17 protein-coding genes are annotated in these 19010 nt (G+C 48.0%); 12 read left to right on the forward strand and 5 right to left on the reverse strand.

Annotated features, from left to right (window positions below; genetic code table 11):
* Nucleotides 1-266: 266 nt before the first annotated feature.
* Nucleotides 267-2030, forward strand: a complete 1764-nt coding sequence (locus DXZ20_RS33410) for an ATP-binding protein (RefSeq protein ID WP_250566019.1) — start codon at nt 267-269, stop codon at nt 2028-2030.
* A gap of 42 nt (nt 2031-2072) precedes the next feature.
* On the opposite strand, the gene DXZ20_RS33415 is transcribed toward DXZ20_RS33410, so the two are convergent.
* Nucleotides 2073-2951: a prephenate/arogenate dehydrogenase gene (locus tag DXZ20_RS33415; protein WP_163702988.1), complete on the reverse strand. Its 879-nt coding sequence runs from the start codon at nt 2949-2951 to the stop codon at nt 2073-2075.
* Nucleotides 2952-3125: 174 nt separating this feature from the next.
* Between DXZ20_RS33415 and DXZ20_RS33420 the strand changes: the two genes are divergently transcribed.
* The 5 genes from DXZ20_RS33420 (at nt 3126) to DXZ20_RS33440 (ending at nt 7723) form a co-directional block, all read left to right on the forward strand.
* Nucleotides 3126-4691, forward strand: a complete 1566-nt coding sequence (locus DXZ20_RS33420; RefSeq protein WP_163702989.1) for an ATP-dependent DNA helicase — start codon at nt 3126-3128, stop codon at nt 4689-4691.
* Between the two features lie 35 nt (nt 4692-4726).
* Nucleotides 4727-4942, forward strand: coding sequence for a DUF2839 domain-containing protein (locus DXZ20_RS33425; RefSeq protein WP_006517270.1), 216 nt, complete (start codon nt 4727-4729; stop codon nt 4940-4942).
* A gap of 522 nt (nt 4943-5464) precedes the next feature.
* Nucleotides 5465-5806, forward strand: coding sequence for a DUF1815 family protein (locus DXZ20_RS33430; RefSeq protein ID WP_006517269.1), 342 nt, complete (start codon nt 5465-5467; stop codon nt 5804-5806).
* A 108-nt stretch (nt 5807-5914) separates the two neighbouring features.
* Nucleotides 5915-6787 carry an alpha/beta fold hydrolase gene (locus DXZ20_RS33435; protein WP_163661159.1) on the forward strand — a complete coding sequence of 291 codons (873 nt, stop codon included), beginning with the start codon at nt 5915-5917 and terminating at the stop codon, nt 6785-6787.
* Between the two features lie 306 nt (nt 6788-7093).
* A complete protein-coding gene (locus DXZ20_RS33440; RefSeq protein ID WP_163661161.1) occupies nt 7094-7723 on the forward strand; it encodes an FHA domain-containing protein in 630 nt (209 codons plus the stop codon).
* A 39-nt stretch (nt 7724-7762) separates the two neighbouring features.
* Here the strand turns inward: DXZ20_RS33440 and recA are convergent, their stop codons facing one another.
* The gene (gene recA, locus DXZ20_RS33445; protein ID WP_163702990.1) at nt 7763-8851 is read right to left on the reverse strand and encodes a recombinase RecA; all 1089 of its coding nucleotides are present in this window, start codon (nt 8849-8851) and stop codon (nt 7763-7765) included.
* A 259-nt stretch (nt 8852-9110) separates the two neighbouring features.
* Here recA and xseA point away from each other — a divergent pair, with 259 nt between their 5' ends.
* On the forward strand, nt 9111-10343 hold the full coding sequence (gene xseA / locus DXZ20_RS33450; protein WP_163661165.1) for an exodeoxyribonuclease VII large subunit: 1233 nt from the start codon (nt 9111-9113) through the stop codon (nt 10341-10343).
* 90 nt (nt 10344-10433) lie between these two features.
* Nucleotides 10434-10661 (forward strand): exodeoxyribonuclease VII small subunit, encoded by a 228-nt coding sequence (xseB, locus tag DXZ20_RS33455; RefSeq protein WP_163661167.1) that lies wholly within the window; start codon nt 10434-10436, stop codon nt 10659-10661.
* A 72-nt stretch (nt 10662-10733) separates the two neighbouring features.
* Here xseB and DXZ20_RS33460 read toward each other — a convergent pair whose 3' ends face one another.
* The 3 genes from DXZ20_RS33460 to DXZ20_RS33470 all read right to left on the reverse strand — a co-directional run bounded on the left by DXZ20_RS33460 (nt 10734) and on the right by DXZ20_RS33470 (nt 13448).
* Complete coding sequence (locus tag DXZ20_RS33460) at nt 10734-11477, reverse strand: sensor histidine kinase (protein WP_163661169.1); 744 nt, start codon at nt 11475-11477, stop codon at nt 10734-10736.
* Between the two features lie 142 nt (nt 11478-11619).
* Nucleotides 11620-13122 carry a UDP-N-acetylmuramoyl-L-alanyl-D-glutamate--2,6-diaminopimelate ligase gene (locus DXZ20_RS33465; RefSeq protein ID WP_163702991.1) on the reverse strand — a complete coding sequence of 501 codons (1503 nt, stop codon included), beginning with the start codon at nt 13120-13122 and terminating at the stop codon, nt 11620-11622.
* 29 nt (nt 13123-13151) lie between these two features.
* Complete coding sequence (locus DXZ20_RS33470) at nt 13152-13448, reverse strand: glutaredoxin family protein (RefSeq protein WP_163702992.1); 297 nt, start codon at nt 13446-13448, stop codon at nt 13152-13154.
* Nucleotides 13449-13607: 159 nt separating this feature from the next.
* Between DXZ20_RS33470 and cysH the strand changes: the two genes are divergently transcribed.
* From cysH to sbcD, 4 genes are all read left to right on the forward strand, one after another.
* Nucleotides 13608-14354, forward strand: a complete 747-nt coding sequence (cysH, locus tag DXZ20_RS33475) for a phosphoadenosine phosphosulfate reductase (protein WP_250564736.1) — start codon at nt 13608-13610, stop codon at nt 14352-14354.
* Nucleotides 14355-14558: 204 nt separating this feature from the next.
* Nucleotides 14559-16136 (forward strand): D-Ala-D-Ala carboxypeptidase family metallohydrolase, encoded by a 1578-nt coding sequence (locus DXZ20_RS33480; protein WP_163702993.1) that lies wholly within the window; start codon nt 14559-14561, stop codon nt 16134-16136.
* Nucleotides 16137-16174: 38 nt separating this feature from the next.
* Entirely contained in the window at nt 16175-17623 is a 1449-nt protein-coding gene (locus DXZ20_RS33485; RefSeq protein WP_163661177.1) for an aminotransferase class I/II-fold pyridoxal phosphate-dependent enzyme, read from the forward strand.
* A 70-nt stretch (nt 17624-17693) separates the two neighbouring features.
* Entirely contained in the window at nt 17694-18998 is a 1305-nt protein-coding gene (sbcD, locus tag DXZ20_RS33490) for an exonuclease subunit SbcD (RefSeq protein ID WP_163702994.1), read from the forward strand.
* Nucleotides 18999-19010 lie beyond the last annotated feature (12 nt).

Here is a 19010-nt window from a genome sequence, read left to right on the forward strand (position 1 = left end):
ATGACCATTTGATGAATCCCATGACAAGATAAAGATTAATCGGGGCGTCTTACCAACGAACAGTGCTGAATCAGTCGAAGCGTTTTTTTGACTTGCGGCACCCATTACCCTGTGATCAGAGAATTTTGAGGTCTGTCATACTGCTGACGAGCGATCTCAGCTTAGATGTTTCTGATCCAGACAGGGAAAACTCGTAAGCAGTTAAGTATAGGGCTAGAGATTTCTGACGGACTATGAGATCGCAATTGATAGTTGACCCTGAACCTATGGCAGTTCCCGCCACAGTTGATAATTCTTCCCTCCAAGTTATTCACGATCCCGACGGGCGGATTGTTGCTATCAATTGGCCTCAAGCCCTTCACGCTGCACCTGATCGCTATCTACACGAATCCATTGATCAGCTTTTTGGCCCTGTCGCCATAGCCCCTTACCTACAACGCGTTAAACAGGTGTTGGACGATGGGCAAAACCAGACATTTCAATGCATTGTCCGCTGTGGCCCTCACCCAGTAGGCCTAGATTTTAAGCTAAGCCTAGTCGATTGGCACGATGCCCCCGGTCAACGATATATCAAAGGGGAAGGTTCTATCCTCACTGTCGCGGATACGGCTCAGATGCCTCAGCATGTAAGCACCATGGGTATTGCGGTAGATCCCTGTTCCAATAATGCCCAAGCAGGTCTATTAGCTAATATTTCTAACTACCACGGTGTTCTGACCAATATCGCGTCTAATATCCGCAAAACTCTAGAACTCGAAACTATTTGGCAGCAAACCGTAGATGGTCTAGGTACCCTTTTAGACCTGCATCGCTGTCTCGTCTGCGACTACTCAGTGGCAATGCAGACCTTAAATGTAGTTGCTGAGTTTCATCAACCCGAATTAGATCCTTGTTTGGGGCAAACTTTTGAACTCGCTAACAAGGCAGATTTTCGCTGCACCATTAACACTCTCAAACCCGTACTGTCAGATTTTGATCGGAAAGATAACGACGCTGGTCCATATACCGTTTTAACTGTAGCCACCTGCTATCGAGACGAACCCAACAGCGTTTTACTGTTGCAAATGCCACCAGAGCGCCCCTGGCACCCACTAGAAATCGAACTGGTTAATGAGCTCACAGACCAAGTAGGAACAGCCATTGCTCACGCAAAACTCTTTGAGGCAAGTCGTACGCTCGCAGACGATCTTCAAAGGGCTAACGAAAAACTAATCGATAAAAATGATGAGCTTGAAGAAGCAAGACGCTATGCCGAGGAAGCCTCGCGACTTAAAAGTGAGTTCCTGGCCAATACATCCCACGAATTGCGCACCCCGCTGAATGGCATGATTGGCTTTCTGCGATTGGTGCTGGATGGCATGGCCGACGATCCAGAAGAGCAAGAAGAGTTTATCGAAGAAGCCCATAAATCAGCCCTCCATCTCCTCAACTTAATTAACGATGTCCTCGACATCGCTAAAATTGAGGCAGGCAAAATGGAAATTGATTTGACCGCCATTAGCCTGCAAGAGCTCTTCTCCGATGTGGAGAATTTCACCCGCCCTCAGGCGGAACAGCGAGGCCTCTATTTCGATATGAAGCTGCCTGCCACGCTAGATGAAATCAAGCTATACGGAAACTACCAGCGGATCTTGCAAGTCCTCCTCAATCTGATTGGCAATGCCATCAAATTTACACCTGAGGGAGGGGTAACCATCAGCGCTGAAGTCAAACCCCAGAGCATACGCTTCCAAGGTCGGGTCTGGCCTGGACATATCAAAATTAGTGTTGAGGATACCGGGATCGGTGTTTCCTTAGAAAAACAAAATCGTCTGTTCCAAACCTTTAGTCAGGTAGATGGAGAGCGCACCCGTCAGTATGGTGGCACTGGTCTTGGGCTGGCAATTTCCCAACGGCTGATCGAAGCAATGGGGGGCAAGGTGCAATTTATTAGCATGGGCGAAGGTCTCGGTTCCACTGTTACTTTCACGGCAATTTTGTATCAGGAACCTGTGATTATGGCCGAGCTAGAAGGAAAGCACATGGCTTAGGTGCAAATCTTGGATAGTGGTTTATACGGCAAAATAATAACTTCAGAGGTACTTCGGCCGTTCTTGCTGGGCGACAGTGAGCCTTTGTTTGAGCACATCCCATTCCTCGGCGTCGATGAGATTGATCACGGTATCTAACTGATGCCGGTATTGCTGTAAGGATTGGAGTAAAGCTGCCCGGTTGAATTGGGCCATCATAGCGCCCAATTCAGGATTACCGCCGCCGACGCGACTGGTATCGCAAAAACCACTACTGGCTAATTGCTGGGCCAGAACTTTGACCTGGAAATCCGACTCACTGAGACAGGTGTGGAGCAGACTAGAACTGACCATTACGGGTAAATGGGAGATGGCCGCCACAGCACGATCATGAGCTGCTGGTGTGGATGTATAGATTTTGGAACCAAGCTGGGTAGCGATCGCAACCACCTGATCCAGTGCGACTTGTTTTGTGGTTTCAATTGGCGTCACCACATAGGGGCGATCGCGAAATAATCCCGCTTCAGCTGCAGCTAATCCTGACTCCGCCTTACCTGCCATGGGATGCCCCCCAACAAAATTAGGCCATGCTGTAGTCGCTGCAGCTACAACCTCCCCCTTCACAGACCCAACATCAGTCACAATTGTTGATTCTGGCAAATGCTCCACCAGTTGATGCACGGTTGGCACGATTAGGGCCATAGGCGTACAAACAAAAACAAGGTCAGCCTTAGCCATCAGGGCCAGGTCGCATCCTGCTTGATCCACCATGCCTTGCTCAACCGCTGCCGCTGTAGTTGCTGGTCGCCGAGCCACTCCATAAACGGTATAGCCCAGACGTTTACAATCAATGGCTAAACAACCACCAATCAGCCCTAAGCCAACAATCCCAATGATTAAATCTGGCTGTGAAGTTTGCGCTGAGATAGAGGTCAGTGACATGGTGGAAGATCAAAAATTATGTCAATAATTCAAAGGGACATCTGTCCAGAGGCTATGAGCTGGTCGGCGATAAACCAAACGCCCCAAGGGAGTATGTCACAATGAGACACACAACTGAGTCATTTTTTAAGGATTTAGCTGAATTATCGAGGCATAGCGAGAGTTGCAGCAAAGGTGATTGAGGCAGAAGTTCATCAGCTACTCCGAGAGTTTTTACGCCAGCAGGGGCACATTCAATGGCCCCACCATTTAACGATGGCACGGTTAGTAGCTAGAGCCCTCAGATTAGGTCGCAGTGCTCTTCTGCAAATCGGTAGCACTGCGGCGTATCGAGGCCGTTATCGCCTGAGTTATCTGATGCCAGCCTTAGTGTGGCCTGGACCAATTGTCTTGGTTGTCCCCCAAGCAATCCAGCAGCAACTAGTCCAAGATGAGATTCCCACATTGCTGCAAACGCTCCCTACCGTTAAATCCATCCAGGTAGGTGAACGTTGGCCTGGTGAAACGTTTCAAGGCATTTTAATTACAACGCCGAGTGCCTGGCTGTCCGGCCAACTAAGTGCCTTAGAAAAATCCAATTCATCAACGACAGCAGCACCCGCTTTCCCAAAAAATATCCTCACCTTGATCGATGGGATTGATCCGCTAGTGAACTGGGTACGTCATGAGCTAACTTGCCGCCTCGACGATGGCGACTGGCATCAGCTAGGGCTGGCCTACCCCTCTCAGCAAACACCTATTCGAGATCTGCGGGTCAAACTAACCCACCTCGCCTTTCAACATCCAGCGAACCCCTATAGCTGTTATCTCGCCGACGCGGAGGAACATGCGCTGCTTGAAGAGCTATACAATCAGCTGACCGAAACCCCTTTAGGTTTAGAGGCATTGCCACCTACATGGCAGAAATTTCGCCAGCAATTAACCCAAGAAGACAGCATGACATGGCTACAGCTGAATCGTGGTTCGGGCCAGTTAGCCTTGCATTGTGCGCCAGTGCACCTGGCAGATATCATGCAACCGCTTTGGGAACGACAGCCCGTCATTTTAATCGGTGCTGCTGTAGATGAAGAAAACCGTGCTGAAAATTATCGACAACGGCTGGGGTTAGAGGATCTCACTTGCCTAAAATTCACCCCAGATCGACAGCGGGATGGGATTCAGCTCTATGCTCCTGACCGCCTGCCCATGCCTAATAGCAATCAGTTCCCCAGTGCTATTTTGCAGGAGATTCGCAACCTGCTGCAGCTGCCAGAAACCCGCACTCAACCCACGGTTATTTTGGTAGGTGATAATCCCCTCAAAGCTCAAATTGGCTCAATTTTAGCAGCGGAATATGGCTCTCGCGTCCAGGTTGAAAAAACCGACGGGCCGTCTAACGGCATCCTGGTAACAGGTTGGGAATTTTGGCAGGACCATCGGCTACGGTGCTTGCCCCCTGGGTTACTGATTATCACCACACTACCCATCCCCTCCCTTGAAAATCCGTTAGTTGCGGGTCAAGTGGCCTACTACAAACGTCTGCGCCAGGATTGGTTCCGACTGTTTCTATTACCCTCAGCACTACAAACTCTGCAGCTTGCGATCGCACCCATCAGTGCACAACAGGGCAAAGTAGCCCTGCTAGACAATCGAGTCAATCATCGTAGTTATGGGCGCACCATTCTCAAAACCTTGAACCCAATTGCCCAAAGCACTTACCTAGACCCAAGCTGGTTAGCACCGGTAAACCAAGCGCTATAATCGAATAATAAAATTTGCAGATTTAATAGGGCAACATGGGCGAAGCAAAGCGTCGGCAGTCAAAACTCGGTGAAGATTACGGGAAAGCCGAACGCATTTTTCCATGGCTGCCCATTACAAAAAAGCAATCCCAAGCCTTCGTAACCTGGAGTACTCGTGGGGCATGGGCAGGAATTATTCTCATGATTCTTCTCTGGCTCACTGTTAGATTTATCGGCCCAGCTTTTGGCTGGTGGGCCTTAGCTGAATGAGATTGCTACCAGATTGACAATGAAAACATTCATATTTTTAGCAAAACCGTTACAAAGAAGACCTCATTTCTGGACAGATAGACCTATGGTAGCTATGGTGTGGCTAATGTCATAGTTTGATGACCAAATACCATAAAGTTAGTATTTGGCATTTTTAACCGTTAGCAACAGTTATCTTTAATTTACTTATTCTCACGAGCCTTTTTAATACAACACCATCTTTTAATACAAAGGCTACATAAGGTTCTAGTCTGGGCAAATTGATACAAGGAACATAGCGAAATACAGTTAGTATGAGCCTCTAGCTCATCTACTGAGTTAACCGGAAAGCTCTTTCCTGACAGCAACTTAAGCTCATGTTCAAAGTTCAGACAATTATGTACGTACAATCAATCATTTTTGCCCTGAATTAGTTCTACCAAAACTGAAAGTTAAGGAGAACCAATTAGATAGTTTATAAAAAACATTAAGCAAAAATTAAGATTCAACCTTACAATGTGACCGGTGGGAAGGAGAACGTAAATGTTTGTTCGACTTGCAGAGCAGCACCGCCAATTCGTAAAAGATTTGGTCCTAAACCTAAAAGCGCTAGCAATTGTCCTTGAGAATCAAGGCTATTTAGCGTCCTGTTATACATGCGGTGATCAGCTCAATAGTGCATCATTCATGGTCAGCCTCGGCAATGACCATCTGATTCGTTTTTTGGTTTCAGATTACGGTATTACGTGGACAGAAATGCGTGATGATCGCGAATTAATGAAACTAGAGGGCGCTGAAGCAATTAATCAGCTGCAAGAGCTCGCTAATCTGGTGAAGTACCGGATTCAGCCCGTTGAGTACCAGGTTGCTTATCGTTCTGCCTAAGTGGCCAGCTAAAAAACACAAGCTTTAATTGCTTGTGATACAAAATATAAGGCGGCACCTAGTTAATTGGATGCTGTCAATTCAGTCAATTGATTTGGAGTCGCACCGTTGAGTTGGGAACATAAATACGTCAAAGCGAATTCGGTGCAGCTCCATTACGTAACTCAAGGCAGTGGCAAGCTCTTAATTTTGCTCCACGGCTTATTTGAGTTTTGGTATTCTTGGCGGCATCAATTACCCTACTTATCTCGACATTTTAAGGTAGTTGTACCTGATTTGAGGGGCTATAACGACTCTGATAAGCCAAGACTTGGCTATGACTTGGATACGCTCAGCTCTGATATTCATGCGTTGATCCACTCATTAGGCTATAACAAGGCCCATATTGTTGGGCATGATTGGGGCGGAGCCATCGCTTGGAATCTTGCACATCGGTTTCCTAAAAGCGTAGACAGATTAGCTGTACTCAGCACTCCTCAACGCTGGCAATCTGCCCTGAGTCATGGACTTGCTAATAGCTGGGAGCACCTACAGCGAAATTGGCACCTATTAGCGCTACAAACTCCTGGTTTGCCTCAGTGGTTAATCAAAGAGAATTTGCCTTCTCTACTGAAGTATCTCTTTCAACAACAAGCCGTTAGGAAAAGCGCGTTTACTCAAGCTAATACTGATCTATATCAGGCTGCGTTACAAAAGCCTGGTGTCATTCCAGCTGTTTTACAACATGTGCGTCACTGTTTTAGCTTGAATGATTGGCTAAATGATTGGTTCACTCCCTCAAGACTCTCTACACTTGCAATTGCATCGCCCACACTTTTAATGTGGGGAGAAGATGACAATCTTGTACCCGCTACAGGTATTTTTTCTGATGCATTATCAATAGAAAAATGTATTAGGCGGTCTATCCCTGACTGTGGTCATTGGATCCAGCAAGAGGCACCCAATAGCGTTAATCGTGAGCTCATAGAGTTTTTAAGTTAGGGTTTACTGCCAAGATCACTATCCTTTAAAGCTGTTGCAAAGACAGGGCTCAAACTAATAATAGTTTTGAGAATAAACTATACGGTAAAAGTAAAAACCGCTATTCAAGTTCAGCTCATTTTATCCGGACGATTAATCAACTTTTCATAATTATTCCAGTCAAGTTCAAAGTTTCATAGAAATACGTTGGTGCTCCCCATATTCCTCAGGTTCTAAAGAATACTGGAGTTGGAGATCCATTTTTTGAATCCATATCGTCACTTCATTATTAATCGGGCTCAAACTAAACGTTCTATTTGAACTTTTATGGCTTATCCAAACCACCTAGCTGAATATCGCATGATGTTCTCAGCTGAAGATGAAGCAGAGGCTGAGTCTAAGCTAGGTCTATTTCAAGCGTTCTCTAAGTTATATGAAGGTGATCGCAAGCTATTGGATGACATGCTTGCGATTGATGCGAATAATGCATCGCAGATTCCTAGCTATATTCAAGGCATGATTTGCGATCAGCAAGTCTATATAATCAGCAATCTGGCAAGTGGCAAATCCAAAAGTCTCTATTCCAAAGACGGTTTATGGACTATTGGTCGAGATCCTCGTCAATCAGATCTTGCGGTGCTAGATAAGCGTCTATCTCGATGCCACGCTGCCTTGCAGTACAGTCCAGATCAAGGCTTTATCATTTCTGATCTAGAAAGCACTAATGGAACCTACGTTAATGGCGAAAAACTAAAGCGCGTATATACACTGCGTGATGGCGATCGCATCCGCATTGGCAGCTCACTGTTCTATTTCTTTATCTGTGGCATCTGTGGCCCCGCCAGTCAAGGTGCCCCCCATGCGAGCCAAAGTGGTACCCACACCAATCAAGGCGACAATCCATCAACCCTTGAACCAGAAGTAGATAGCTCAGAGGGAGGCAGAACCTTACATTAAGGCTTTCCCAAAATCAATGGCTCAAGGAGGATAGGCTCACTACGACTTACCCTTTTTAGCAGTGGTTTTTGCAGGTTCGGGGGCTGCTGACTCATCAACAACGTCAACTGGTGCTCCTGAATCATCACCAATCTGTAGCGTCTGACGTAGCTTTTGCTCAATATCAGTCGCAACCTCTGGATTATCGGATAAATAGCGAATGGCATTGTCACGACCCTGACTGATATTTTCTCCCTGATAGCTATACCAAGCTCCCTTGCGGATCAGAATGTTATTTTCTTCTGCAAGATCGACAATACAACCTAGTGTGGAGATGCCTTCACCAAAAATGATGTCAAATTCACCGATTTTGAAAGGAGGAGCAATTTTATTCTTGGCGACTTTGACTTTAGCGCGAATGCCAAATTGATCATTACCTTTTTTCAGTGTTTGAATACGGCGAATGTCTAGCCGCACAGATGCATAAAACTTAAGGGCATTGCCTCCAGTGGTAGTTTCAGGATTACCGTAGGTCACACCAATCTTGAGACGTAGCTGATTGAGGAAAATAACAGTGCAGCCAGACTTACCAATATTCCCGGTGATTTTACGTAGGGCCTGGCTCATCAATCGCGCCTGCAAACCTACGTGGGCATCGCCCATTTCCCCTTCGATTTCAGCACGGGGGACTAGGGCAGCCACAGAGTCGATCACCACTAAGTCAATCGCTGAGGACCGCACCAGCTGATCCACAATTTCTAAAGCAGCTTCTCCGGTATCAGGCTGGGAAACCAAGAGGTCATCGATATTGACGCCAAGAGCACCAGCATAAACGGGATCAAGAGCATGTTCAGCATCTACAAAAGCTGCTACACCGCCTTGTTTTTGAGCCTCCGCGATCGCATGTAGGGCCAGCGTAGTTTTACCTGAACTCTCTGGCCCATAAATCTCAATAATTCGGCCTTTAGGCAATCCGCCACCTAAGGCCAGATCCAACGTCATGGCTCCAGTGGGGATAGTCTCCACTTTCATACGCTGCGCATCCCCAAGGCGCATGATGGTACCTTTACCAAAGTTGCGCTCAATTTGATTGAGCACCATATCTAACGCTTTTTTGCGCTCGTTACTTTCGGTGGATGTTTTTGCCATGCTGCCTAAGGGGTGGGATAAATTTGGCCAAGTTCAGCAATTATAAGCTCCCAGACTGTGCGCCAATCATGCTGGATCGGGCTAATCAATGGGTCTTTGTAAGGACATCATGCCCAACTTTGTGATTGTACCTCAAAAACATACAAATGTACTATTAAATTACCGTTTATTTGCTCAAATAATCTAGGGAGTAGGGTAAAGGTTTTGTGCTCATTTCATAGAGACTAAGATCGGGGGCTGTGGAGGTTTAGCAATATCGATGGCAACGGAAGCGTTGGACTTTAAAGCGATTAGTGTGGCTGGTGTCACCGAGTATATTCAGCTGCTGCTGGAGGGGGATGAAAACCTGCGCAATGTTTGGGTCATTGGCGAAGTTTCTAGTGCTCGAAACCATGGGAGTGGGTGTTTTTTCTCATTGCAAGAAACTGACGGGTCGGCCACACTCAACGCTGTGGTTTGGCGTAGTCAGTTGCCCAAACTCAACGTTATACCCACGGTGGGTGAACAAGTCGTGGTGCTGGGGCAGCTCAAGGTTTATCCCAAACGCGGTAGTTATCAGTTAACGACCTGGCAGGTATTGCCTGCTGGTGCTGGTCTTCAGGCATTGCGCTATCGTCAACTGCGCAATCGCCTAGCCAGGGAAGGTTTGTTTGATGAGGCGCGTAAACGACCGCTACCCGCTTTACCAACCTGTATTGCCGTGGTCACCTCCCCACAGGCTGCAGCTTGGGGTGATATTCAGGAAACCTTGAACCAGAGACATCCTGGCTTAAACGTGCTGTTGTCACCGGCCATGGTGCAAGGGGAACAGGCCCCTAGGTCTATTGCTCAAGCCATTGAGCGTGTTGGCATTGATGGGCGAGCTGATGTCTTACTCCTTGGGCGGGGCGGGGGTGCCGTCGAGGATTTGGTGTGTTTTGATGATGAGAGAGTGGTGCGTGCGATCGCAACCTGCCCAATCCCAGTCATTACGGGCATTGGCCATGAGCGGGATGAGTCCCTGGCCGATTTAGTCGCTGACGTTTACGCCCACACACCGACAGCGGCTGCGGAACAAATTGTGCCAGCACTGAGGGATTTACGCTACACCCAAGGGCAGCAACTCCAGCGACTAGCTCAAGCCACTGGCACACGGCTTTTTCAACATAAGCAAGATCTACAACAGCTCTATCTACGACTACAGCAACTACAGCCCCAAAGCCAGTTAGCCCAAGCACAGCAAGCCCAAGATTGGCGCACCCAACGACTGATTAAAGCACTAACTCAGCGATTGCAAACAGCACAGCATCAACACCAGCTCCTCAACGAAAAACTCGTCACTCTAGATCCAGCAGCTGTTTTGCGACGGGGTTATGCACTCGTCCGAGCAACAGCTGGAGGTGTGGTTAACCAAGCAAGTAGCCTTTCCCCTGGCGACCATATTTCTGTCCAGCTTGGCCAGGGGCAAATCGAAGCAGAAGTTCTCAGCGTTACTGAGGAAGCAAAATCTTGAGATTGTTCATCCTCATAACTTTGCAAGTCATGCGATTAAATGAGGGCCACCAGAATTTCATCATCCCGTCAGTGCTACCACTAACTCACTATGCCTAGAACCAAAAAATCTGATAACAATTGGAATTACGAAGCCTCTGTTGAACAGGTTGAGGCCATCATTACTGATTTAGAAACGGGCGATCTACCCCTGGCTGATATTTTTGAGCAGTTTGAGAAGGCCGTCACCGAATTGAAAAAATGCGACAGTTTTTTACAAGAAAAACAACAGCAGGCTCAGCTATTGATCGAAACCTTGCTGCCAGATGAATCCGAATAGACACGAGCTCTCTACGAATATCCATAGCCTCATCACACGCTAGCGTTTCAGGCGTCTAGAGTATTCATCGGACTAATCAGGAGCAACTGCTAGCAAAATTGTAAATGCGGTTCCTTTGCCAGGCGTGCTGCTGACAGAAATTGAAGCCCCACAGTGGGTTAATAACTGTTGGACCAGCGTAAGCCCCAGACCACTACCTTCAGATGTGTTGCGATAAAACGAATCAAACACCTGGGACAGCATTGAAGGCGGAATACCACACCCACTATCTTGAACAACCAAAGCAATTTTGCCATCCTGACGCTGCTGAGCGGTCACCCAAATTCGTCCCCCCGTGTCCGTGAATCGAATGCTGTTACTTAGCAAACTCACCAGCACCTGTTTGAGATGGGACTCAATCGCCAATACAGACGGCAAATGACTCGATACCGTGTAAGCCAATGAAATATTGTACTCTGTGGCCAAAGGTTGATAGGTACTGACCACGCCAGGAACTAAATCCCACAGTTGCACATTATCGAGCACCATCGACTGAGGTGTAAGCTGCAGTTCTAGCAACCTAAACACGCTATTAATCAGATGACTTTGCCGATCGCAAGCTTGGCCAATCATATGTAGATAACGCTCACGCTGTTTTGGTCTTAGGCTCGATGAATTAAGCAGTGTGAGCGCTGTTTTAATGGTTGTAATTGGATTATTGAGTTCTTGGGCAGCAGTTTTAAGAAACTGGGAGTCAACCTCTGAAGTGCATGGGGGTGTTGTCGATGCCACAAAGGACGTAGTTAATGGAGATGGCTTTAGCGTAGAAGCGTCCATAATGGCTCTAAAGTGCCCCAGGCGTATTAGATCATGATCTATGCTCCTAGGGTAGTTAAGGAGAATGTTAGATAAATGGGTATTTCCACTTAACTTTCCGTACTAGCACGGAGTTTTACTACCGTAACTAATAAATCTCTAACTAAGACGTCAGACGCATTTTGAGGGCTCGTTGAGACTGCTCGCGATCATCAAAATGATTTTTTTCGTTACCCAAAATTTGATAATTTTCATGCCCCTTACCTGCAATTAATACCCCATCCCCCGGCTGAGCAGAGAGAATAGCTCGTTGAATAGCGGTAGCGCGATCGCAAATCACTTCATCCTCGCCTAAATCAGCCTCAATCCCAGCTACCACATCAGACAGAATCTGCTGGGGATCTTCAGTACGGGGATTATCGGAGGTGACAACAACACGGTCAGCTAGCCCATAGGCAATTCGTCCCATTTGAGGGCGTTTGGTGCGATCTCGATCACCCCCACAGCCAAATACACAAATCATCTGACCTGAAATAAACGGACGGGCCGCCCGCAAAGCATTCTCCAAACTATCGGGAGTATGAGCATAGTCCACAATCACGCTGATATCTTGACTGGGGTCAGCCTGCACTCGCTCCATCCGACCAGGCACACCGCTAAATGTGGCCAGAGCATTAACCAGAGACTCTACAGCCCCCCCGAGATGAAGTACAGCACCGGCTGCTGCCAGCAGATTCTCAAGGTTAAACCGACCCACCAAGGGAGACGTAAATGGGGCTGAACCCACTGGCGTAAAGAGATTGCCACTCACACCTGCTGCACTGTAGTGCAGATCTGTCGTATGGAGGTCAGCCGCTGTATCGTCGATGTTATAGGTCCAAACTTGGTCAGCACTAAGCCGGTCAATCAGTTTCTGGCCATAGGGATCTCGACTATTAATGATGGCACGACCTTTTAAATAGTCAGGGCTAAACAAGAGAGCCTTGGCTTCAAAATAGTCGTCTAAGTTTTTGTGATAGTCGAGGTGATCCTGGGTGAGGTTGGTAAACACTGACACGTCAAAGGGGCACCCCCATACTCGCTTTTGAGCCAGTGCATGGGAGCTGACTTCCATAATGGCGTGTTGACAACCTGCCCCAACCACGTTGGCCAACTCTCGCTGTAAATCAACGGGGAACGGCGTAGTATGGACAGCCGTTTCTTGGTGACCGGGCCAGCGGGTATAGAGGGTGCCAAGCAACCCAGTGGGCATATCAGCACTATTGAGAAAGTGCTCAATCACATGGGTGGTGGTGGTTTTGCCGTTGGTGCCAGTGACTCCCACCAGCTTGAGAGTCTTACCAGGATAGTTATAAAACGCAGCGGCGATCTCACCGCAGGCCTTTGGTATATCTTGAACGGGAATGAGTAAATTTGACGGGTTTGTAGCAGGCTGCGTTTGCAAGGCGTTAGGTGAGATGATTGCTGCGATCGCGCCCTTTTCCAAAGCACCCGGCCAGAACTCCCCACCATCCACGCGAGTCCCCGGCATACCAATAAATAAATTGCCCGGTTGGCAATTTGTTGAGTTAGTGCAGACCCCAGTCACAGTTTGATCCAAGGCTGGATGATCAATAGTAGGCAATAACTCAGGGGGCAATTGTGCCAGTAACTCACGTAGCGTCATACAGACCTCTTCTCTAAACCTAAATGCCGCTATTCTGCATCAAAGGGACCCAAATATGTCTGTAGCATTTTCTCTAATTGCCGCACAGGTGCTCTTGGCGATAGGCGTGGCAACGGCTGTTCCTGGTCTAATTCAGGCGTTTCAGGATGACTAATGACACGGCACAGCACCGGGATTTCATACTGGTACTCCGTAAACCAAGCAGGATTCTGAGTGATGTCGCGGGACTCCACATCGATCGGCAAATGATCCAACTCAGCCAGTTTTTCCTCTAAACCTTCGCAGAGATGGCAACCGGGTTTTGTGTAAAAAATAAGCTTCTTCATACCCTTTATTCTCCTACGGTATGTGGGCAAGATTCGATCGTTACGGTTAACGCTCCTAATTTGATCGGATTAATCTACATTTCCCCGGTGGGTTATGAGGGATTATTGCGATAGGATATTTCAAGTGGTTGTTTACGGGTTGAAACCCCATCTACAGCAATGGTTTCTTGCATAGAAGCGCAATCGTTGACGCACTTGCAATCGGTTGAACGAATTACGTTTGACCCCAGTCAGTTAGATTTAGCTGAACTCAATCGTCGATTTGAATCAGCGAGTCCTCAAGAAATTTTGGCATGGGCTATCGCCACGGTTCCTAATCTGGTTCAGATGACGTCCTTTAGCATGCTGGCGGTGACCCACATGCTTTATCACGAGCTCAAGGCAGAGATTCCCGTTATTTTTCTCGATACACTCCATCTTTTCCCAGAAACCCTAACAACTGCCGAGCAAGCACGGTCCCTTTATAACCTCAAGCTCCATACCTATAAAACAGCCGCCAACCGTGAGGAGTTTATTGCCCTCTATGGCGATCGTCTGTGGGAAAAAGATGTTAATCGATTTCACGACTTAACCAAGGTAAAACCCATGGAACGGGCCTTCGATGAGCTTTCTGTCCAAGCCTGGATTACTGGCCGTCGTCGCGATCAGTCAGCCACACGGAAAAACATGCCCTTTTTGGAGCGTGATCAGGCTGGACGCATCAAGATTAATCCCCTGGCCCACTGGACACACAAAGATTTGTGGCGATACACCTTTGCCCATGGCATTTTATACAATCCGCTACATGATCAGGGTTACACCAGCATTGGCGATCAGCCATTAACCACTAAGGTGCACGCTGGCGAAGATGAGCGTGCCGGTCGTTGGCGCGGCAGTATCAAAACTGAATGCGGCATTCATACATAGAACTATTCATTAACTAGCAATAGATAGACTCATAGTCTGTCCATATAGGGTTGTTTCATAGATCGCCCCCATGTGGACAAATCTTTATGTATTCCGAAATTTTTCAGCCATGTAGTGTTGTAAAAGCCATAGCTAACTGATATTTCAGCCCAGACACATCCAAAAATCCACGGGCTAACATCTACGTAGAACAGGCATACACTTATGGAAACCTCAAGTACTTTAGTCGGAAAACTCTGGCGGAGCTCATCCGCAGGTGGCGGTGGTGGCAAAGCTTTCTCAGATATCAATTGGCCTCCCGCAGGCAGTGATCAGATTTTTGCCCAGCAGGCAAACCCCGTCGAAGTTAGAGTACGGGTCGGTCGGTATGTCGACCAAGTCCAAATGATTTGGGAACATTATGAGCACCCTGCCCGTGGCGGAGACGGATCAACGCTTCAATCCTTCGTTCTGAATGCCAACGAATATATTACTAACGTTAGACTGACAGGCAGCCGTTATGTCGGTTCTATAGAGTTTATTACCAACCAAGGGCGCAACATCCTCTTTGGTAAACAACCCAATACGGTTATTGATTTAGAGGTTCCCGCAAACCACCAGGTTGTTGGCTTTTATGGCCAAAGTGGACGATGGATCGACCAGCTGGGTGTTATTGCGGTGCCTGTCAGTGGTCAAACTATTGGTAAACCTAAGCCGCCTCAGGTTCCTAACCCTGAACGTCCATCGGACTCCTTGCTGGGCAAACTTCCTCGAGCTGGCATTGAGTTAATCAAGGAGTTTGAGGGCTACGCTAAGGCGCTATCGGATGGTCGGGCTCAAGCCTATGCCGATCCGCTCAAGGGCTGGGCACTGCCTACTATTGGCTATGGCACTACTCGCTATCCTGACGGTGTTCCCGTCAAGCAAGGTGACATTATTAACAAGGATCAAGCAGAAGAATATCTCATCGACCATGTGGATAAGTCCTGCCGCAAAGCCTTAGAGAAAATTCCCACATGGAACCGTATGAATATCAACCAGCGTGGGGCGCTTTATAGCTTTGCCTATAACCTGGGTTCTGGTTTTTATCGCGGCTATAATTTTGAATCCATTACACGCGTCTGTGATTCTCCCGAGCAGTGGAATGATCATCGCTGGATAGAAGCCCAATTTGTGAAGTACAGAAATCCGGGCACATCGGTCGAAGAAGGTCTGCGTCGCCGTCGTTTAGCAGAGGCGGCTTTGTTCTGCAAAAAGGTGACCTCAGCGGCACCCAACTGGGACGATGATCATGATGAAGCGGGTGAAGCAGGCGATCGCAAACCAGAAGAACGGTTAGATCGTATTGTTCGCGATGTCGCTGGAAAGCAGCCCGTCGGTGCGGGACTGACCCCAGAGATGTCCTTTGACACGCTAATTACTCCCCATATAACCTATGGAGAATTTGCACTTTATGAGGAATCACGACGCTTTCGGCATGGTTTTCAGTGCAAGACAGCCTATGAGATCGCGGTGTTCCTTGAGAAATGCCGTGACTACTTTGGGGGTAATCCACTGGTGATCACCTCAGGTTATCGTCCTCCCAGCATTAATGCCAAAGTGGGTGGTGCTCGACGGTCTGAGCACCTATACGATGCGCCAGATACGGGTGCGGTGGATTTCTACATCAAAAACGTTAGCGTCTATGAGGTGGAGGCTTGGTGTGACCAACAATATCCCCACAGTATTGGCTACGGTGCCAAAAAAGGATTTGTCCATCTAGGGATGCGACCAGGTAAACCGCGTGTTCGGTGGGTTTATTGATTACCCTGGTAAAGCACCTTCAATAAACAACTGATACGGTGGATTTTTCGGCCTTGCCGACAACGGCATTTATTCGTCCTGATGGAAAAAATCGGGATGCGATCGCAACTCTCTTACATCAAGTAGTCGATCTACTGGTTGAAACCATGGCTCAGGCAACGGAGCGTTCTCCGTTGCCTGAGCCTTTGCTTACAGAGGATTATGGCTGGGCCAAATTAGCCAAGGCGTCCGTGGATGTTCAACAGCTCTTGATAGAAGTCCAAACTCACCTCCACCACTCCATGAATGCCGCCCATCCAGGCTACATCAGCCACATGGACTCCATTCCATCCACCATGTCAGTGATTGCCGATCTGCTGGTGGCTGCCCTCAACAACAATATGTTGAGTGTGGAAATGTCGCCCGTTTTCTCCCGGTTAGAAATTCTTGTTTTAAAGCAAGTGGCCCAGTTGTTTGGTCTGGGTCCTCAAGCCAACGGTGTTTTGGTGAGCGGCGGCAGTCTTGCTAATCTACAGGCTCTCATCGTGGCACGGAATGCAGCCTTCAATGCTCTCGACCATGGCATTACGCAAGTAAAACAGCCCGTTTTCTTCGTCTCAGAAGTCGCCCACACTTCGTTTAAAAAGGCAGCCATGGTCATGGGTTTAGGCACTAAGGCGGCAATTCCTGTAGCCACCCATCAGAATTCTCAAATTGACATCACCGATCTAAAAACTAAGCTCATCCAAGCCAAGGCCAATGGTCAGCAGCCCTTTGCCATTGTTGCCACCGCTGGCACAACCGTCACAGGCAGCATCGACCCCATTGCAGAAATGGCCCATATCGCCAATCTGCACCAGCTTTGGTTTCATGTGGATGCAGCCTATGGCGGAGCGCTGATGTTTTCAGATCGTCATCAATCTCAGCTAGCAGGCATCGAACAGGCCAACTCAGTCACCTTTAACCCACAAAAGTGGCTGTATGTGGCGAAAACCTGCGCTATCGTCATGTTTCGTCAATTCGATCAGCTCCAGGAGTATTTTCGAGTATTAGCCCCTTACATGAACGATCACAACGACTGGCCAAATCTAGGAGAACTGACGGTGCAAGGAACACGCCATCCTGACATTCTTAAGCTTTGGCTATCACTGCAGCACATTGGTCGAAACGGCTACAGTGCCATCATTGACCACAACTATGCATTAACCCAAACCTTTACCTCAGCTGTGAAAGAACGCCCCTTTCTGACTCTGGCCAGCGAGCCGCAAATGAACCTGATCTGTTTTCGCTCAGAACCCAACACCGTGCCCATCGAAAAGCAAGACCAGTGGAATCACTCGCTGCAACAGTGGCTTTTAAAACAAGGCAATACCTGCTTATCTTTGCCAGTATATCGAGGCCAGCGATGGCTCAAGGCAGTTTTACTCAACCCGTTTACCACCAACGAACACATCGATAAGTTATTTGCTGATATAGACAGCTATCACACAACTCAGGCAGAACTATAGCTGTAACCCTTGACGTTCTGAACTAGGACAAAGATACTGATAGCGATCGCACGTCTTAGTCACACCCCCCATGGTTAAGGTTCTCCATCTCTCAGATATCCATATGGGTAGTGGCTTTAGCCATGGGCACATTAACCCCGAAACTGGACTAAATACCCGTTTAGAAGATTTTGTTACCACCCTCAGTCGCTGCATTGATCGAGCTCTCAGTGACCCCGTCGATCTAGTCCTGTTCGGCGGCGATGCTTTTCCAGATGCCACACCACCCCCTATAGTGCAGCAAGCCTTTGCACAACAGTTTCAGCGATTAGTCCATGCCCATATTCCGACTGTGTTGTTAGTCGGCAACCACGACCAGCATTCCCAAGGAATGGGCGGTGCCAGTCTCTGCATTTATCGCACTTTGGGAGTCCCTGACATTATTGTCGGCGACAGTTTAACCACTCACCGCATTGAGACCCAGGCAGGGCCTATTCAGGTGGTCACCCTGCCCTGGCTTACCCATTCCACCCTACTCACCCGTCCCGAAACCGAAGGATTATCCCTAGGTGATGTCAATGAGCTCATGCTTGACCGTTTACGAGTTGCCTTAGAAGGAGAGATTCGTCAGCTAGCTCCCAACATTCCCAGCATTCTGTTAGCACACCTGATGACGGATACCGCTCGCTATGGTGCTGAAAAGTTTTTAGCTGTTGGTAAAGGCTTTACCGTGCCCATGGCACTGCTAGCTCGTCCCTGTTTTGACTATGTCGCCCTCGGTCACGTGCACAAGCATCAAATCCTTTGCCAAGAACCTTTGGTAGTCTACCCAGGCAGCATTGAACGGGTAGACTTTAGCGAAGAAAAAGAAGACAAAGGATTCGTACTAGCAGACATACATCCTGGGCAAACGTCGATCGAGTTCTGCCCTTTGCCCGTACGTGCCTTTAAAACCTTAAATATTGATCTTTCCAAAACAGACACCCCCCAACAACATCTGGAAGACAAGCTAGCCAACACTGACATTGCCGACGCCGTTGTACGTTTAGCCTATAAATTAAACCCGGCTCAAATTGATCAAATTGACCATACTGCCCTACATCAGGCGTTGTCCCATACCCATTCCTACACCATTCATCCCGAGCTCGTTAGCCAACTCACCCGCCCTCGTCTACCCGAGCTCACATCGGACAACACCCGTGACCCCCTGGGCGCTCTGCAAACCTATTTAGCCAATCGTGACGACTTGACTGAGTTGGCCGACGACATGCTGCTAGCGGCCCAAACATTACTCAATGATGATAAACATCACCCAGATTCAGTAGATCTGGAGGCTGTGGACACAGAGGCTGTAGCCATTGATGAGCTACAAAATCAGCAGCTCAGACTGCTATAGATGTCCAATCAT

This window comes from Adonisia turfae CCMR0081 (assembly GCF_011009555.1).
GTDB lineage: Bacteria > Cyanobacteriota > Cyanobacteriia > Phormidesmidales > Phormidesmidaceae > Leptothoe > Leptothoe turfae.

Coding starts and splice junctions, on each gene's coding strand:
- DXZ20_RS33430 (WP_006517269.1), top strand. CDS start 5,465: ATGTTTGTTCGACTTGCAGAGCAGCACCGCCAATTCGTAAAAGATTTG.
- DXZ20_RS33410 (WP_250566019.1), top strand. CDS start 267: ATGGCAGTTCCCGCCACAGTTGATAATTCTTCCCTCCAAGTTATTCAC.
- DXZ20_RS33425 (WP_006517270.1), top strand. CDS start 4,727: ATGGGCGAAGCAAAGCGTCGGCAGTCAAAACTCGGTGAAGATTACGGG.
- sbcD (WP_163702994.1), top strand. CDS start 17,694: ATGGTTAAGGTTCTCCATCTCTCAGATATCCATATGGGTAGTGGCTTT.
- DXZ20_RS33415 (WP_163702988.1), bottom strand. CDS start 2,951: ATGTCACTGACCTCTATCTCAGCGCAAACTTCACAGCCAGATTTAATC.
- xseB (WP_163661167.1), top strand. CDS start 10,434: ATGCCTAGAACCAAAAAATCTGATAACAATTGGAATTACGAAGCCTCT.
- DXZ20_RS33460 (WP_163661169.1), bottom strand. CDS start 11,477: ATGGACGCTTCTACGCTAAAGCCATCTCCATTAACTACGTCCTTTGTG.
- DXZ20_RS33480 (WP_163702993.1), top strand. CDS start 14,559: ATGGAAACCTCAAGTACTTTAGTCGGAAAACTCTGGCGGAGCTCATCC.
- DXZ20_RS33465 (WP_163702991.1), bottom strand. CDS start 13,122: ATGACGCTACGTGAGTTACTGGCACAATTGCCCCCTGAGTTATTGCCT.
- DXZ20_RS33470 (WP_163702992.1), bottom strand. CDS start 13,448: ATGAAGAAGCTTATTTTTTACACAAAACCCGGTTGCCATCTCTGCGAA.
- xseA (WP_163661165.1), top strand. CDS start 9,111: ATGGCAACGGAAGCGTTGGACTTTAAAGCGATTAGTGTGGCTGGTGTC.
- recA (WP_163702990.1), bottom strand. CDS start 8,851: ATGGCAAAAACATCCACCGAAAGTAACGAGCGCAAAAAAGCGTTAGAT.
- DXZ20_RS33440 (WP_163661161.1), top strand. CDS start 7,094: ATGGCTTATCCAAACCACCTAGCTGAATATCGCATGATGTTCTCAGCT.
- cysH (WP_250564736.1), top strand. CDS start 13,608: ATGGTTTCTTGCATAGAAGCGCAATCGTTGACGCACTTGCAATCGGTT.